Genomic DNA, 16786 nt, shown 5'->3' with positions numbered 1-16786 from the left:
CCGGGTCCACCCCGGCGAGCCCGGCCTTGAGGTCGGTCGCGTAGACGATCAGCCCGCCCCGCACGACCGCGCTCGAACCGGGGACCTCGGTGAGCAGCACGCACACCAGCCCGGCGGTCAGCGATTCGGCGGTCGCCACGGTCTCGCCCCGGGAAAGCAGCGAAGCGATCAGTTCGGTCGCGCGCGAACCGGTCACGAGCCCGAGGCCCGGCGTCCCGCCGCCCGCAGCCGGACCGCCCGCACGACGTAGTCGAGGCCGGTCACGACGGTCAGGACCAGCGCAAGGCCCATCAGCACCCAGCGCACCGGGGCCGCACTGTCGGGCAGCGGCAGCAGGTACGCGGTGATGGCCGCGATCTGGGTGAGCGTCTTGGCCTTGCCGCCCCGGCTGGCCGGGATCACGCCGTGCTTGATCACCCAGAAGCGCAGCAGGGTCACGCCGATCTCGCGGATCGCGATGACCACGGTGACCCACCAGCCCAGCTCGCCGAGCACGCTCAGCCCGATCAGCGCGGCGCCGATCAGCGCCTTGTCCGCGATCGGGTCGGCGATCTTGCCGAAGTCGGTGACCAGCCCGTAGCGGCGCGCCACCCAGCCGTCCACCTGGTCGGTGAACGAGGCGATGGCGAACAGCGCGGTGGCGATCGCCCGCCAGAACGTGTCCGTGCCGTCGCCGGTGAACAGCGCCGCGATGAACAACGGCACCAGCACCAGCCGCGACATCGTCAGCATGTTGGCCAGGTTGAGCGTCGGAACCGGGGTCGGCTCCGGCACGTGGGCGGGGCCGTGTGCCTCTTGGCCGGTTCCCTCGCCCGCGCCCGCGTCGCTGGGGGCTGCACTGCTCACCGTTCGGCGTCCGGACGGTCCGTCAACGGGGCGGGGCGGACGATCAGGTCGACACCCTCGGAGTCGACGACCTCGCAGCGCAGGAAGTCACCCACGGCCAGCGTGGGCAGGTCCTCGGTCTCCACGATGACGCACTCGCCGTCGACCTCGGGCGCTTGGTGCGCCCCGCGGCCGACCGGGTCCTCGTCCTCTTCGACGCGCTCGATGAGGACCTCGACGAAGTCGCCGATGCGGTCCTCCGCCCGCTGCGTGCTCAGCTCCTCGACCAGCGCCGAGATCCGCGAGACACGCGCGGTGACCACGCTCTCGTCCAGCTTGCCCTCGAAGGTCTCGGCCTCGGTGCCGTCCTCGTCGGAGTAGCCGAACACGCCCACGACGTCGAGGCGGGCGCCGGTGAGGAAGCGCTCCAGCTCGGCCAGGTCCTCCTCGGTCTCGCCGGGGAAGCCGACGATGACGTTGGTCCGGATGCCGGCGGCGGGCGAGTGCTCGCGGATCTGCTCGACCAGCGCGAGGAACGAGTCGGTGTTGCCGAACCGGCGCATCCGGCGGAGCACGGACTCGCTGGAATGCTGGAACGACAGGTCGAAGTAGTCGGCCACGCCCAGCGTCGTCGCGATGGCCTTGACAAGGCCGGGGCGGGTTTCGGCGGGCTGCAGGTAGGAAACGCGGACACGCTCGATGCCCGGCACCTCGGCCAGCCGCGGCACGAGCTGCTCCAGCGCGCGGGCCCCGTCGCGGCCGAAGTCCTTACCGTAGGAGGTCGAGTTCTCGCTGACGAGGAAGACCTCCTTGACACCGTTCTCCGCCAGCCACATCGCCTCGGCGACGATCTCGTCCGGCAGCCGCGACACGAACGAGCCGCGGAAGGACGGGATCGCGCAGAACGAGCAGCGCCGGTCACAGCCGGAGGCGATCTTCAGCGCGGCCACCGGGGAGCTGTCGAGCCTGGTCCGCAGCACGCGCGGGCCCCAGCCGTGCTGGGCGTGGCCCGGCACCTCGACCTCGTCGGCCGCGGCGGGGCGCTGGACCGGGCTGATCGGCAGCAGCTTGCGCCGGTCGGACGGCGTGTGCGAGGCGATGGCGCGCCCGGCCACGACGTCGTCGAGCCGGTTGGAGAGGTCCGCGTAGTGGTCGAAGCCCAGGACGGCGTCGGCCTCGGGAAGACTGTCCGCGAGCTCGGAGCCGTACCGCTCGGCCATGCAGCCGACGGCGACGACCTTCTTGCCGGTGTCGGCCGCCGCGAGCAGCGTGTCGACGGAGTCCTTCTTGGCGGACTCGACGAAGCCGCAGGTGTTCACCACCACGACGTCGGAGTCCTCGGGCTCGGTGGCCAGTTCCCAGCCCCCGGCGGCCAGCCGACCGGCGAGTTCCTCGGAATCGACCTCGTTTCGGGCACAGCCCAGGGTCAGCAAGGAGACGCGGCGGGTACTGGCGGGCTCAGTGGTGGGGGAAGGCACGTGCCTCAGGGTAGCCGGGCTGCTCCCGGCACCCGACGAGTGCGGTGCCGGACCGGGCCCGCCCATCGCAGCGCGTCGCGGTCCGGTCGCTGTTCGCCGACGATGTGGGCCGTGCCACGACGTGCCTGGCGGCCCGGCTCGCTAACGTTGCGGACGTGCAGCCCGACTCCGCAGAACTCCTCGTCCGCCGCGCCCGGATCGTCGACGTCCGCAAGATCAAGGCGCTGGTCGACTCCGACGCGGGCCGGGTCCTGCTGGAGAAGGAACTGGTCACCCTGTACGAGGACATGCAGGAGTTCTGGGTGGCCGAGGACGACGGCGAGATTCTCGGCTGCGCGGCCCTCCACGTGCTGTGGGAGGACCTGGCCGAGCTCCGCACGGTGGCAGTCGACAAAACCGCCCGAGGCCGCGGCATCGGCCACGCACTGGTCGGCCAGCTGGTCGCGCTCGCCCGCGAGCTGGGCCTGAAGCGCCTGTTCGTGCTGACCTTCGAGACCCACTTCTTCGCGGGGCACGGGTTCGTCGAGATCGACGGCACCCCGGTGTCCCAGGAGGTCTACGAGGAGATGCGCCGCTCGGCCGACACCGGCGTCGCCGAGTTCCTCGACCTGCCCTACGCGAAACCCAACACCCTGGGCAACTCCCGCATGCTCCTGGAGCTCTGAAGCCCACTTCAACCGATTCGGCGGTCCCTGAAGGCCACCATGACGGCGTCTAACGCCGTCATGGTGGCCTTCAGGGACCATTCGGCAAGCGGGACTCAGAGGTGGGAGACCTTGAGGGTGATCTCGTCACCCTGCTGGTTGACGGCGACGAGATCCACGCGGAAGGCGTTGAACGTCGCGTCGCGGTGCCCGCCCTGTGAGTTGGTGTGCAGTTCGAACCCGGTTCGCTCGCCGCGGCCGGGCTCGGCGAGAACCACGGAAACCGTGGCGTCCCCCGCCCAGAAGCACTGCATTCCGGGCCTGCACCGCGAGTCGGACACGAGTCCGCTGAACCGGACCGTCAGGTCCCGGGTGGCGACGTCGGCCGTCTGACCGGTGGACAGCGTGAAATCCTGGCCAAGGTCAGCGGACGGGGCGGGTTCGGCAGCCGGAGGCGGTCCGGGGACGGCCGCCGGGGTGGCGGCGGAGCTTCCCGCGCCACCGGCGAGCCCGGCGACCGAACAGAGCACGATGAGCAGCTTTTTCCAGTCCACGATCCAGGGGACGGAGCGGGCGCCGGGTGAGGTTGCACGCACCCGGGGTCAGTCTTCTTCCTCCGCGAGGTCCCCGCCGTTGGCGTCGCCGCCGCCGCGGAGCATGAACAGCACCGAATCCAGCTCCTCGGGCTTGATCAGCACGTCCCTGGCCTTGGAGCCCTCGGACGGGCCGACCACGCCGCGGCTCTCCAGCAGGTCCATCAGGCGGCCCGCCTTGGCGAACCCGACACGGAGCTTGCGCTGCAGCATCGACGTCGAGCCGAACTGCGAGGTGACGATCAGTTCCGCGGCCTGCAGCAGCACGTCGAGGTCGTCGCCGATGTCGGCGTCGATCTCCTTTTTCTCACCGGCCTTCTGGGCGGTGACGCCGTCGGTGTAGTCCGGCTGCGCCTGCTCCTTGGCGAACGTGACGATCGCGGAGATTTCCTCGTCGCTGACGTAAGCGCCCTGCACGCGGACCGGTTTGCCCGCGCCCATCGGCAGGTACAGCGCGTCGCCCATGCCGATGAGCTTCTCGGCGCCGGGCTGGTCGAGGATGACCCGCGAGTCCGTCAGCGACGACGTCGCGAACGAAAGCCGCGAAGGCACGTTGGTCTTGATCAGGCCGGTGACGACGTCGACCGACGGCCGCTGCGTGGCCAGCACCAGGTGGATCCCCGCGGCACGCGCCTTCTGGGTGATCCGGACGATCGCGTCCTCGACGTCGCGCGGCGCGGTCATCATCAGGTCGGCGAGCTCGTCGACGATCGCCATGATGTACGGGTACGGCCGGTAGACGCGCTCGCTGCCCGGTGGGGCGGTGATCTCGCCGGAGCGGACCTTCTTGTTGTAGTCGTCGATGTGGCGGACCTTGTTGACCTGCATGTCCTGGTAGCGCTGCTCCATCTCCTCCACCAGCCAGGCCAGCGCGGCGGCGGCCTTCTTCGGCTGGGTGATGATGGGCGTGATCAGGTGCGGGATGCCCTCGTACGGCGTCAGCTCGACCATTTTCGGGTCGATCAGGATCATCCGGCACTCTTCCGGGGTGGCTCTGGCCAGCAGCGACACCAGCATCGAGTTGACGAAGCTGGACTTACCGGAGCCGGTCGAGCCCGCGACCAGCAGGTGGGGCATCTTCGTCAGGTTCGCGGTGACGAAGTGACCCTCGATGTCCTTGCCGAGCCCGATCACCATCGGGTGGTTGTCCTTGACCGTCGACGGCGCGCGCAGCACGTCGCCGAGGCGCACCATCTCGCGGTCGGAGTTGGGCACCTCGATGCCGACCGCCGACTTGCCGGGGATCGGCGCGAGCAGCCGGACGTTGTCGGTGGCGACGGCGTAGGCGATGTTCTTGGTCAGCGCGGTGATCTTCTCGACCTTCACGCCGGGTCCGAGTTCGACCTCGTACCGGGTGACCGTCGGGCCGCGGGTGAAGCCGGTGACCTGCGCGTCGATGCTGAACTGGTCCAGCACGCCGGTGATCGCCTCGATCATCGTGTCGTTGGCCTTGCTGCGGGTCTTCGGGACGTCCCCGAGAACCAGCAGATCGGGTGACGGGAGCTTGTAGTCGCCTTCCACCGTCCGGGTGACCGACAGCGCGGGCTCAGGCGCCTTCTTCGGCTTCCGCTCGGGCACCTCCGCCGCGGGGGGCTTGGGAGCGGCTTTGGGCGGCCGGAGCGAGGTGGGCGGCTCGGCGAGCGCGGCCTCGATGTCGAGCTGCTCACCGGCGCTGTCGGCGCTGCCCTGACGGCGGCGCGAAGGTTTGCGCAGGCGCACGGCCTGCGGATCGGCCTCGGTGACCGCGTCCCGCTCGTCGTGGATGGCCTGACGCTCGGCGTCGGCCTCCTCGATCTCCTCGGGGTCGAGGCCCCAGTTGCGCAGCCGGTGCGGGATGTCGCGGACCGGCGTGCCGGTGAACACGAGGATCCCGAAGACCAGTGCGAGGCTCAGCAGCGGGATGGCGACCCAGGTGGTGACGCCCAGGGTCAGCAGGCCGCCGGAGAACGCGCCGAGGATCCCGCCGGCGTACATCCGGCCGAGGTTTTCCGCGGGCAGCGCGGTGAAGATGTGCAGCAGGCCCAGCACCGAGAACAGCACCAGCACGAAGCCGACGACCATCCGGGGACGGGTCTCCGGAGTCGGTTCGGACCGCATCAGTGCCACGGCGACGACCGTGAGCACCAGCGGCAGGGTCACCGCCCCGGCGCCGAAGATCGTGCGGGTGGCGACCTCCACCCAGCCGCCGATCGGGCCCGCCGAGCGCCACCACACGCCGACCGCGGTGATGATAGCCAGCGCGATCAGGCCGAGCGCGAGGCCGTCGCGGCGGTGTTCGGGCTCCAGCTCGCGGGTGCGGCCGACCGTGCGGGCCAGGCTGCCGACGCCCTTGGCGATGAGGTTCCAGGTCCCGCGCACGCCCTTGCCGAACGCACCGGAGGACTTCTTCCGGGGGGCGGGCCGCCGCGCGGAAGAACGCGCGGCGGGCTTACGGGCCGAGGCCCGTGAAGCGGCCGAACGTGGCTTCGCCGGGGTACGAGACTTACGCGCCGGTGTCTTGCTGCCGCCGCTCTTTCCCGAACTCCGCCTTGTTGCCGACCCGCTCGCCATGCCCTCCACGGTAACCGGCGATGCCATTTCGTCACATCCGCCACTCGCACCGCACCCGAAACATTTGGCCGGGGCGGCATCTCGAGGGGCCAACCGGGTGAAACGCCGTCCCCCAATATGCTTCCGGTCATGTTCGCCCTGCGCCAGGAGAAGAAGTCCGCGGCTCGCCGGTCCCCGGCGATCTGGCGGACCATGCTGAACATCGACCGCGGGCTGGTCACCTTCGTCGGCCACCTCACCGTCACCGGCTCGGTGCCCGCGGACCTGCGGAAACGCCCACTGCTGATGACGGCCAACCACATCGGCGTGTTCGACGCGTTCGTGCTGATGGCCGCGTGCAAGCGGATCGGCATCAACCCGCGGTTCATGCTCGCGGGCGGCATCCTCGACATGCCTGTGCTCGGCCCGGCACTGCGGGCCAGCGGGCACCTGCGGGTCGACCGTGCGAAGGCCACCACGGCTGTCGGGCAGTTCACCGAGGCCGCCGAGGCGCTGCGGACCACCCGCGATCCGCTCATCGTCTACCCCGAGGGCCGGATCAGCCACGATCCCGGGCTCTGGCCGGAGCGGGGCAAGACCGGCGCCGCGCGGCTGGCACTGGCCGCGAACGTGCCAGTGATCCCGATCAGCCAATGGGGCGCGCACGAGGCCGTCTACTGGGGCACCGAGACGGTCAACGGCCCGGCCGACCTGATGCCGCTGGCGAAGTCCGGGCTCAGCGCGCCGTGGCGACGGCCGCACTTCCAGGTGCATTTCGGCGACCCGGTCGACCTGTCCGGCGTCGAACCGGAGCGGCCGGGCGCCGGTGTCCGCGCGCACGCGAAGATCATGCGGGCCATCGCCGACGGGATGGTCCCGCTGCGGCGCGGCGAACTCGGCGTCCCGCGGTTCCACGACCCGACCCGGCCGACCGACACCGTGAGCCCGTGGCGGCCGAAGTCCGGATCCTGAGACGCCGCCGGGAACGCCCCTAGAGTCGGCTGTGTGAGCACACGCATTCTCGTCGTCTACTACAGCGCGACCGGCAACACCGCGAAGCTGGCCGCCGCGCTAGCCGAGGGGGCCGGGGAAACCGGCGCCGAAGTCCGCGTGCGGACGGTGCCCGAGACGGCGCCTCCCGATGCCGTCGCGAGCAACCCGCGGTGGCAGGCCTGGGCCGACGCCGGGCCGCACCACGCCTTCGCGACGCTGGACGACCTCGAGTGGGCCGACGGGCTCGCGGTCGGCGGCCCGACCAGGTTCGGCGGCCCCGCCGCCCAGCTCAAGTCCTATTTGGACAGCACAGGTGGCCTGTGGGCGCAGGGAAAGCTCGCCGACAAGGTCGCGACGTCGTTCACCAGCGCGTCCACCGCGCACGGCGGCCTCGAGACGACCATCCTGGCGACCAACAACATCTTCTACCACTGGGGCGCGATCGTGCTCCCCCTCGGTTACGCCGACCCGCACCTGGCGGACTCCGGAAACCCGTACGGCGGTTCGTTCGTCTCCCGCAAGTCCGCCGAGCCGGACGAGCTCGCCCTCGGCGCGCTCCGCATCCAGGGCACCCGCCTCGCCACGATCTCCACCTACATCGCCACCGGCCTCAAGCCCCGCTGACCCCCGTGACGGAATCGCCGTCACGCGTGATCAGCCTGCCGTCACGCGTGACGGCAACCCAGTCACGCGTGGCGGCCTTTCCCTCACGTGTGACGGCGATCCGGACACACATGGCGGCCGCGAAAAACCGGCTGACCGGCCGACCGCCAATCACTAGTCTCGCGGGGTGGTCGCCGAACTCGCCGTTTCCCCGCACGTCGTCCGTCGCGGCCGGGGAACGGGGCTGATCCTGGTCGCGTCCCTGCTGTTCGGGTGTTCGGGGGCGCTGGGCAAACCGGCGATGCTCGCCGGGATGTCGCCCGAGCAGGTCGCGGCCACCCGGATCGGGACGTCCGCGCTGGTGTTGCTGGCCGGTGTCGCGCTGTTCCGGCCCGCGTTGCTGCGCGTGCGGCGGCGGGAATGGCCGTTGCTGGTCGCGTACGGCCTGGTCGGCGTCGCGGGTGTCCAGCTGCTGTACTTCGTCGCGACGAGCCGGATCCCCGTCGGCATCGCGATCCTGCTCGAGTTCCTTTCGCCAGTGCTGATCGCGCTGTGGACGCGGTTCGTCCGGCACGTGCACCTGCCCAGGCCGATGTGGTTCGGCATCGCGCTGGCCACGGTCGGGCTGGCACTGGTCGCCCAGGTCTGGCAGGGGCTGCGGCTCGACGCGGCAGGACTGCTCGCCGGGCTCGGCGCGGCGGTCTGCTCGGCGGCGTACTTCCTGCTCGGTGAGCACGGGGTGGCGAGCCGGGACCCGCTCGGCATGGTGACCTGGGGCATGGTCGTCGGCGCGATCGCGGTCTGCGTGGTCGCGCCGCCGTGGACGGTCCCTTGGGCCTTGACGACGCACTACGTGGACTTCGGCCCGTGGCGGCCCCCGATCTGGCTGCTGCTGGCCGCGCTGGCGCTGTTCTCGACCGTACTGGCCTACCTCGCCGGGATCTCGGCACTACGACACCTTCCGGCCTCCGTGGCGAGCGTGCTGGGGCTCGGGGAGCCCGTCATCGCGACCGCCGCGGCTTGGGCCTTTCTCGGCGAGGAGCTCGCGTGGGTACAGGTACTCGGCGCGGCGATCCTGCTCGGCGGGGCCCTGATCGTCCAGCTCAACTCCCGCGCGGCGACAGCGGCCCCGGGATGATCAGCCGCGGGCGAGGTGACTCAGCGCCCCGTAGAACACGTCGGCGATCTTCGCCGGATCACGGGTGACGAAGGCCTGTCCCCCGGTCGGCGCGACGATCTGGCGCAGCTCGACCTCGTCGGCGTCCGGCCCGATCCCGATACCGATCACCGGGATCGGCCTGCCCGGCTCCTGCAGCTTCCCGAGTTCGGTCAGCAGGTCGGCGCTGCTGATGCCGCCGGGATCGGAGTTGCGCCCGTCGGTCATCACGATGACGACGTTGAGCCGCGCCGGCTCCCACTCCTTGCGTGCCACGCGATAGGTGTCGAGCAGGCTGTCGTAGAGCCCGGTCTGACCGTCGGGGCCAGCGGTGATCGCCCGCAGCTTGTCCAGCGCTCCCCCGGCCAGCTGCCGCCCGACCGGGGCCATCGGCAGCACCTCCCGGTAGTCGGCGTCGCCGTCCAGTTTCGTGGCGAACGTGAGGATCCGGAGCTGGGTGGCGGGTTTGAACAGGTGCATCCCCTTCTCCGCCGCCTCGAGGGTGACCTGCATCCGCGTCTTCCCGGTGCCCGCCACCGGTTCCGTCATCGACCCGGACACGTCGATCAGCACCTGCACGCGGGCGTTCCTGTTGATCCCGGCCCACTGGTTGAGCACCTCGTCGACCGTCGCGCTCGGCGGCATGACCGCGCTCTGTACGCCCTGGGCGGTCACCCGCTCGTCGTCGGCGTGCCCGCCCAGGGCCTGCCCACCGGCGGCCCGCAGGCCCGCGTCGGCGATGGCTCCCGCGCCGGGCCGGCCAAGCAGCGCGCGGATCAGCGGCTCGATCACCGCGCGCTGGGCCTGGGTGGCCCCGGCCAGCTCCACGAACGGGTAGTCGAGCGACGGCGAGGCCTCGGAGTAGGCCGCGACCAGCGGCGACTCCCCCCGCGTGACGTTGTGCCGCAGGACGGAGTTCTCCGACGCCGGGAAGACCGTCAGCGGCGCGACGTCGGCCGCGGCGCCCAGACCGGGCACCCTGGCGAGCAGTTCGGTCTCCCCGTCGACCGTGTTCGCCGAGAACCGGCGCAGCAGCGAGGCATAGGCGGCGTCAGGATTGGGGCTGGGGCCGCCGGTCAACGCGGCGCGCAGGCCCAGCAGGGCGGACACCCCGACCGCGTCCTTCGCCGGATCAGGCAGCCCGGTGACGATTCCGGCGCCGGCCGAGGCGAGCACCGCCGCCCAGGTCAGCGGCTGGGCGGGCCAGCCGAACCCTTTCGCGACGTCCTCCGAGACGGCCAGCACCACGGGCGAACTGGCCACCGACGGCCCGGACTCCGGCACGTCCGCCGCGCCGAGCTGACGGGCCCGCCGCAGTGCCAGGGTCGAATCGGGGATCCAGGCCTGCGGCCGCGCGCTGCCGTCGGAGATGGCGAGACTCTCCGCGACCTGCGAAGACTCCCGCGACTGGACCTCGATGGCGGCGCACGGCTGGTCGAGGCCGCGCACGACGAGCGAGAGCGCGGGGGCGATGTCGGGCGAAGCCGCCACCACGACCTTGACGGGCTCCCCGCAGCCAGCGGGCTTCCGCGACACGGCCATGGCCACCCACGCGGACAGCCCCAGCGAAAGCACCAGGCAGATCACCACGGTGGGCAGCAGCCAGCGTCTTCGTGGCCGTTCGGTCGAATGACGCCCCATCGGCTCGGCCTTCCTGCCGACCGGCCCGACCGGGCCGCGTGGTGTCGTTCGAGGTTAGACGCTATTGATCGCGAATACTTAGTGCAGATGGCCTAAGTACGCCCATTTCCCCGGGGCGGACTGCTACCTGAGAGGGAGCCGCCTGGCCCCGCAGCGGGACGACCCCGGCCCCTGATCACGGAAAACTGGCGGCTGACAGGAAAAGACACCGGAAACACACCACTGGGGAGTACCGATGAACCAGCCCACCCGCACCGACCAGCGCCGGGCCCGGCGCGCCCTGATGTCGCAGACCGCGAGGGTGACCTTCGCGCTGCTGCTCGCCGCGATCACCCGCTGAAGCCCGGGACGAGACACGCCCCCGGTCCATTGTGGACCGGGGGCGTGTTCGTGTTCGGGTGCCGCGGGATCAGACCGGGATGACCGTCGGGACGATCATCGGACGGCGGCGGTAGGTGTCGGCCACCCAGCGGCCCACCACGCGGCGCACGGACTGCGCGATGCGGTGGGTGTCGGTGATGCCTTCGGCCTCCGTGCGCGCCAGCTCCATCTCCACCAGCGGCACGACGGCGTCGAGCGCCTTCGGGTCGTCGGAGAAACCACGGCCGGACACGGTCGGGGCGGTCACCGGGCGGCCGGTGGCGGAGTCGATCGCGACACTGATCGAGATGAACCCGCCCTCACCGAGCACGAGCCGGTCGGACAGGGTCGACTCGCCGACGTCGCCGACCGACAGGCCGTCGACGTAGACGTGCCCGACCTCGACGCGGCCGGTGCGCCGGGCCCGGCCGTCGACCAGGTCGACGACCACGCCGTCCTCGGCGATGACCACGTTCTCCGGGGCCACCCCGGTGCGGATCGCGAGCTCGCCGTTGGCCTTGAGGTGCTTCCATTCGCCGTGCACCGGCATGACGTTGCTCGGGCGCACCGCGTTGTACAGGTACAGCAGCTCACCGGCCGAGGCGTGCCCCGACACGTGGACCTTGGCGTTGCCCTGGTGCACGACGTTCGCGCCGAGCCGGGTCAGGCCGTTGACGACGCCGAAGACCGCGGTCTCGTTGCCGGGGATCATCGAGCTGGCCAGCACGATGGTGTCGCCGGAGCGGATCGAGATCTGCCGGTGCTCACCGCGGGCCATCCGCGACAGCGCGGACAGCGGCTCGCCCTGCGAACCGGTCGAGACGAACAGCACCTTGCTCTCGGGCAGGTTGCTCGCCTGGTCCAGGTCCACGAGGAGGCCCTCGGGGATCTTGAGCAGCTTGAGGTCGGCGGCGATGCCCATGTTGCGGACCATCGACCGGCCGACGAACGCGACCCGGCGGCCGTGGGCCACCGCGACGTCGAGCACCTGCTGGACGCGGTGCACGTGGCTGGCGAAGCAGGCCACGATGACCCGCTGGTTGACCCGGCGGATGACGTCGTCGAGCACCGGGCCGATGTCACGCTCGGCGGTGACGAACCCGGGCACCTCGGCGTTGGTCGAGTCGACGCAGAACAGGTCCACGCCCTCGTCGCCGAGCCGGGAGAACCCGGCGAGGTCGGTCAGGCGGCCGTCGAGCGGCAGCTGGTCGAGCTTGATGTCACCGGTGTGCAGCACCACCCCGGCCGGGGTGCGGATGGCCACGGCCAGCGCGTCCGGGATGGAGTGGTTGACCGCGAAGAACTCGAGGTCGAAGGCGCCGACCGTGCGGCGTTCGCCCTCCTTGACCTCGATCAGCTTCGGCCGCTGACGGTGCTCCTTGGCCTTGGCCGCGAGCAGCGCCAGGGTGAAGCGGGAGCCGTAGATCGGCAGGTCGGGGCGCAGGCGCAGGAGGAACGGGACGGCGCCGATGTGGTCCTCGTGCCCGTGGGTGAGCACCAGCCCGTCCACGGCGTCGAGCCGGTCTTCGATGGCGCGGAAGTCGGGCAGGATGAGGTCCACCCCGGGCTGGTCGTCCTCGGGGAAGAGCACCCCGCAGTCGACGATCAGCATCTTGCCGCCGAACTCGAAGACGGTCATGTTGCGCCCGACCTCCCCGATGCCGCCCAGCGCTACTACGCGCAGGCCGCCTTCGGGCAGTTCGGGAGGGGCGTTGGTCGGTCCTGGACCGGTTGCTAGGGAACTCACCTGGGCATTGTCCCAACGCTGGTGTGCGAGGTCGGAGCCACGTAGGCCGCGGCCGAATCTGTTTGTGCCACCCGTGCACCATGCCAGTCCGAGGACGCGGTGTCGCCAAGGGGCACGCCGCCCTGCGCCAGATCACCCGAGATCAGCTGCAGCTGCTCCTCGGTGGCGGCCACGATCGGCAGCCGGGGATCGCCGATGCCGAACCCGCGCAGCTTCAGCGCGGCCTTGGCGAACGTCACCCCGCCGACCCGCGACATCGCCCGCAAGACGGGCAGCATGGCGCGGTGATTGGTGCGCGCGGTGGAGTTGTCGCCGTTCTCGTAGGCGTCGATCATGGCGCGGATCCGCCCCGCCACGACGTGGCCGATCACACTGACCACGCCGACCGCGCCGACCGAGAGCCACGGCAGGTTGAGACCGTCGTCACCGGAGTAGTAGGCGAGCTGGGTGTTGGCGATGACCTCGCTGCCCGCGATCAGGTCGCCCTTGGCGTCCTTGACCGCGAGGATGCGCGGGTGCTCCGCGAGCCGCAGCAGCGTGTCGACCTCGATGGGGACGATCGAGCGCGGCGGGATGTCGTAGAGCAGCACGCCGAGGCCGGTCGAGTCGGCGACGGCGGTGAAGTGCGCGTACAGCCCGGCCTGGCTGGGCCGCGAGTAGTACGGCGTGACGACGAGGATGCCGTGCGCGCCGGCCTTCTCGGCCAGCTGGGCCTGCTCGACGCTGTGCGCGGTGTTGTTGGTGCCCGCGCCCGACAGGACGGCCGCGCGGTCGCCGACGGCCTCCACGACGGCACGGATCAGGTCTGTCTTCTCGGCGTCGGTCGTGGTGGGGCTCTCACCGGTCGTGCCGTTGAGGACGACGCCGTCGTTCCCCAGGTCCACGAGGTGCTCGGCGAGCTCCTGCGCCCGCTTCAGGTCCAGCGCCCCGTCGGCGTCGAAGGGGGTGGCCATCGCGGTCAGCACGCGCCCGAAAGGTCTGCCCGGGGCTGCGGTAGGAGGAGTGGACATGGTGTTGACGGTACCTCGTTGGCACAGCGAACCCCGCGACGACCTGGCACTTCGGGCCGGGACCGGAGATTTTCCCGGCCCCGGCGGCACCCGGCGCAACTTCTCGCGTCCGCTACTTGACCTTCACCTGAATCTGGGCGGGCATCTGCCCGTTGTCGGACTTCATGAGGACACAGTGGAAGACGCGGGTGGGCGATTCGTTCTTTTCCGGGTCCAGCTTCCACTCGGCCTCGGTCGGGATGAGGGCCCGGTACTTGAGCGCGGCGCGCCTGTCCTCTGGCACGACGGTCGAGTGGAACGAGGCCGCACAGCGGGCCTCGGCGAGCCGGGTGACCGCGGCCACGCCGGGGTACTGGGCGAGCGTCGCGTCCTGGCTGGAGTAGTTGGTGCCGGTCGCGAGCACGCTGCCGGTGTCGTAGACCTCGAGGGTGTGGTTCTTGTCGCAGTTCACGTTGTTGTCGGCGGCGATGGTGACGCCCTGCTGGACGGCGACGTTGTAGCAGGGCTGGTAGTCGTCGACCTTGGCCTTGAGGAACCCGTCGACCCCGAAGGTGACCGTGGGCAGCATCGCGGCGTCCGGCTCCGGGGTGGCCAGCGAGCGACCCAGGAACAGGCCGCCGACCAGCGCGCCGAGCACCGCCACGGCGGCCAGTGACACCCACAGCGGACGGTGCCGGGACGGACTCTTCGGCGCTTCGGCCAGCCTGGTCCGCGGCTGCGGTGGCCCCTGCGGGAGCGACGCGGTGTGCCCGCGCGGCGGGGTGCCCGTGGCTTGCTGGGCGGCCATCGCGAGCAGCCCGTGGGCCTGGTCGGGCGACATGCGGGCCTCGGGCGTCGCCACGAGCAGGCCCAGGATCGCCGCGGCGAGCGGGCCCTGGCCGCGGGTCAGGTACGGCACCTCGGTCATGATCGCGTGCAGGGTCGCCGCTGTCGTGGGCCGCTCGAACGCGACCACCCCTTCGACGGCGAAGAACAGCGTGACGCCGAGGGACCACAGGTCGGACTCCGGCATCGCCTCGCGGCCCCGCACCCGTTCGGGGGCCATGAACGCGGGGCTGCCGACGATCATCCCGCTGGTGGTCAGCCGGGGGTCGTCGATGGCGTGCGCGATGCCGAAGTCGGTGAGCTTCACCCGGCCGTCCGGCGCGACCATGATGTTGGCGGGTTTGACGTCGCGGTGCACGATCCCGGCGGCGTGCGCGGCGCGCAGCGCCTGGAGCACCCGCTCCCCCACCTGCGCGACCTGGCGCGCCGGGAGCGGCCCCCGCTCGCGCACGAGGTCGGCCAGCGTCGGCGCCTCGACCAGCTCCATCACGATGTAGGTCGTGCCCGCCTCGGTGATGACGTCGAAGACGGTGACCACGGCCGGGTCGTTGAGCCGCCCGCCTGCCCGTACCTCGCGCAGCACCCGCTCGGAGAGCACCCCGGCCTGCTCGGGGCCGTCGAGCTTGAGCTCCTTGATCGCCACGTCACGGCCGATCACCTGGTCCTGGGCCCGCCACACGACGCCCATGCCGCCCCGGCCGAGTTCGCCGAGCAGGACGTAGCGGCCCGCGATCAGTCTCGGGCCGGCGCCCGGCCGGGTGCGCTCGGTCGCGCGGGTGTGTTCGTCGGTCACTTTGTCCGGCTCCTCCCAGGTTCGCGCAGGATGCTAGTCCGACCCCTGAGCGCTGCGGGAGGTTCCCGGGTCAACCCTGGAAAGTGAGATAGATCAGGACGATGTTGAGCACGACGATGACCGCGGCGACCACCCAGCCCGCCAGCGTGGTGAACCGCCGGTTGACCTGGTCGCCCATCAGCTCGCGGTCGGCGGTCAGCCGGATGAGCGGCACGAGCGCGAACGGGATGCCGAACGACAGCACCACCTGCGAGACCACCAGCGCCGCGCTGGGGTCGGCGCCGAGCGCGAGCACCACCAGCGCCGGGATGAGGGTGATCAGGCGGCGCAACAGGATCGGGATGCGCTTGCGGAGCAGGCCCTGCATGATCATCGCCCCGGCGTAGGCGCCGACCGAGGTCGAAGCGAGTCCTGAGGCCAGCAGGCCGATCGCGAACATCAGCGCGATGCCGGGACCGAGCGCGAGCGAGACCGCGTGGTGGGCGCCCTCGATCGAGTCGACGCCCTCCTGGCCCTGCAGGTTGGTCGCGGCGAGCAGCAGCATGCCGAGGTTCACCGCGCCGGCGAGCAGCCTCGCCAGGCCGACGTCGACCCTGGTCGCCCGCAGCAGGCTGCGGGCGCGCTCGCCGTGCTGGTGGCCGTGCCGGTCGCGGACCAGGCCGGAGTGCAGGTAGACCGCGTGCGGCATGACCGTCGCGCCCAGCATCGCGGCGGCGATCAGCACGCTGTCGGCGCCCTGGAAATGCGGGATCAGCCCGTTCAGCGTGTCGGGCACCGAGGGCGGCTCGACGAACAGGCTCGCCAGGAACCCGATCGCGATGATGAGCAGCAGCCCGGTGATCACCCGTTCGAAGGTGCGCTGGCCGCCGCGGTCCTGGACCGCCAGCAGGGTCATCGACACCGCGCCGGTGATCACGCCGCCGAGCAGCAGCGGCAGGTCGAACAGCAGGTGCAGCGCGATGGCGCCGCCGACCACCTCGGCCAGGTCGGTCGCGACCGCGACCACCTCGGCCTGCACCCCGAAGGCGAGCCGCCCGGAGCGGGGCATCCGCTCGCGCAGCGCCTCCGGCAGCGACATGCCGGTGACCAGGCCGAGCTTCGCGGAGAGGTACTGCACCAGCACGGCCATCAGGTTGGCGGCGACGATCACCCAGACCAGCAGATAGCCGAAGCGCGCACCGGCGCTGATGTTGGAGGCGACGTTACCGGGGTCGACGTAGGCGATGGCCGCGACGAAGGCGGGCCCGAGCAACGCCGAGCCGGTCCGCAACCGGGACAACGCCGGCCGCACGCCTTCTTTCAAGGCCATCCGGCCCACCACCCTCACTTGTCGATGCTCCTAACTCAGAGTTTAGGCATGCCGAACATTGCGGGACAAGGGTGCGTCAACGCCAGCGGGGACTTTCCTCGGCTACCGCTGAAAGCCCCTGAAGGCCACCTTCACGGCGTAATACGCCGTGAAGGTGGCCTTCAGGGGCAATCAAGCTCAGGCCGGGTGGGCGACCTCGTGACCGGCCTCACGCAGCGTGGTGACCGCGCGCTCGAGCTCGGCGTCGCTCTCGACGTACGACACCGACCACGTGCTGGTC

At 71.0% G+C, this 16786-nt stretch carries 14 protein-coding genes; 4 read left to right on the top strand and 10 right to left on the bottom strand.

The features are described from left to right. From QMK34_RS42825 to rimO, 3 genes are all read right to left on the bottom strand, one after another. On the bottom strand, positions 1–196 hold a 196-nt coding region (locus tag QMK34_RS42825), incomplete at its 3' end, for a CinA family protein (protein ID WP_326420564.1). Next, the gene (gene pgsA / locus QMK34_RS42820) at positions 193–846 is read right to left on the bottom strand and encodes a CDP-diacylglycerol--glycerol-3-phosphate 3-phosphatidyltransferase (protein WP_326420563.1); all 654 of its coding nucleotides are present in this window, start codon (positions 844–846) and stop codon (positions 193–195) included. The genes QMK34_RS42825 and pgsA, both read right to left, overlap by 4 nt. Beyond that, positions 843–2303: a 30S ribosomal protein S12 methylthiotransferase RimO gene (gene rimO / locus QMK34_RS42815; protein WP_326420562.1), complete on the bottom strand. Its 1461-nt coding sequence runs from the start codon at positions 2301–2303 to the stop codon at positions 843–845. Before rimO ends, pgsA begins: the two co-directional genes overlap by 4 nt. Before the next feature lie 155 nt (positions 2304–2458). On the opposite strand from rimO, the gene QMK34_RS42810 reads away from it, so the two are divergent. Continuing rightward, positions 2459–2968, top strand: coding sequence for an amino-acid N-acetyltransferase (locus QMK34_RS42810; RefSeq protein ID WP_326420561.1), 510 nt, complete (start codon positions 2459–2461; stop codon positions 2966–2968). A 95-nt stretch (positions 2969–3063) separates the two neighbouring features. Here the strand turns inward: QMK34_RS42810 and QMK34_RS42805 are convergent, their stop codons facing one another. Together QMK34_RS42805 and QMK34_RS42800 are read right to left on the bottom strand one after the other, a co-directional pair. Then, positions 3064–3543, bottom strand: a complete 480-nt coding sequence (locus tag QMK34_RS42805) for a hypothetical protein (protein ID WP_326420560.1) — start codon at positions 3541–3543, stop codon at positions 3064–3066. Positions 3544–3549: 6 nt separating this feature from the next. Further along, on the bottom strand, positions 3550–6090 hold the full coding sequence (locus tag QMK34_RS42800) for an FtsK/SpoIIIE family DNA translocase (RefSeq protein WP_326420559.1): 2541 nt from the start codon (positions 6088–6090) through the stop codon (positions 3550–3552). Between the two features lie 129 nt (positions 6091–6219). Between QMK34_RS42800 and QMK34_RS42795 the strand changes: the two genes are divergently transcribed. The 3 genes from QMK34_RS42795 (at position 6220) to QMK34_RS42785 (ending at position 8803) form a co-directional block, all read left to right on the top strand. Beyond that, positions 6220–7041, top strand: a complete 822-nt coding sequence (locus QMK34_RS42795; protein WP_326420558.1) for a lysophospholipid acyltransferase family protein — start codon at positions 6220–6222, stop codon at positions 7039–7041. Between the two features lie 33 nt (positions 7042–7074). Beyond that, positions 7075–7686, top strand: coding sequence for an NAD(P)H:quinone oxidoreductase (wrbA, locus tag QMK34_RS42790; RefSeq protein ID WP_326420557.1), 612 nt, complete (start codon positions 7075–7077; stop codon positions 7684–7686). Positions 7687–7852: 166 nt separating this feature from the next. Continuing rightward, entirely contained in the window at positions 7853–8803 is a 951-nt protein-coding gene (locus QMK34_RS42785) for an EamA family transporter (RefSeq protein WP_326420556.1), read from the top strand. Here the strand turns inward: QMK34_RS42785 and QMK34_RS42780 are convergent, their stop codons facing one another. The 5 genes from QMK34_RS42780 to QMK34_RS42760 form a co-directional block, all read right to left on the bottom strand. Beyond that, on the bottom strand, positions 8804–10462 hold the full coding sequence (locus QMK34_RS42780) for a VWA domain-containing protein (RefSeq protein WP_326420555.1): 1659 nt from the start codon (positions 10460–10462) through the stop codon (positions 8804–8806). A 409-nt stretch (positions 10463–10871) separates the two neighbouring features. Next, positions 10872–12521, bottom strand: a complete 1650-nt coding sequence (locus tag QMK34_RS42775) for a ribonuclease J (protein WP_442785340.1) — start codon at positions 12519–12521, stop codon at positions 10872–10874. A gap of 44 nt (positions 12522–12565) precedes the next feature. After that, positions 12566–13579 carry a 4-hydroxy-tetrahydrodipicolinate synthase gene (gene dapA, locus QMK34_RS42770; protein WP_326420553.1) on the bottom strand — a complete coding sequence of 338 codons (1014 nt, stop codon included), beginning with the start codon at positions 13577–13579 and terminating at the stop codon, positions 12566–12568. Positions 13580–13691: 112 nt separating this feature from the next. Next, entirely contained in the window at positions 13692–15197 is a 1506-nt protein-coding gene (locus QMK34_RS42765) for a serine/threonine-protein kinase (protein ID WP_326420552.1), read from the bottom strand. Positions 15198–15267: 70 nt separating this feature from the next. Continuing rightward, positions 15268–16506: an Nramp family divalent metal transporter gene (locus tag QMK34_RS42760; RefSeq protein WP_326420551.1), complete on the bottom strand. Its 1239-nt coding sequence runs from the start codon at positions 16504–16506 to the stop codon at positions 15268–15270. Positions 16507–16786 lie beyond the last annotated feature (280 nt).

The sequence above is a fragment of the Amycolatopsis sp. H20-H5 genome (assembly GCF_035828755.1).
Lineage (GTDB): Bacteria > Actinomycetota > Actinomycetes > Mycobacteriales > Pseudonocardiaceae > Amycolatopsis.
Note: the sequence above shows the minus strand (reverse complement) of the source record. Positions and strands in the feature narration are given on the sequence as shown.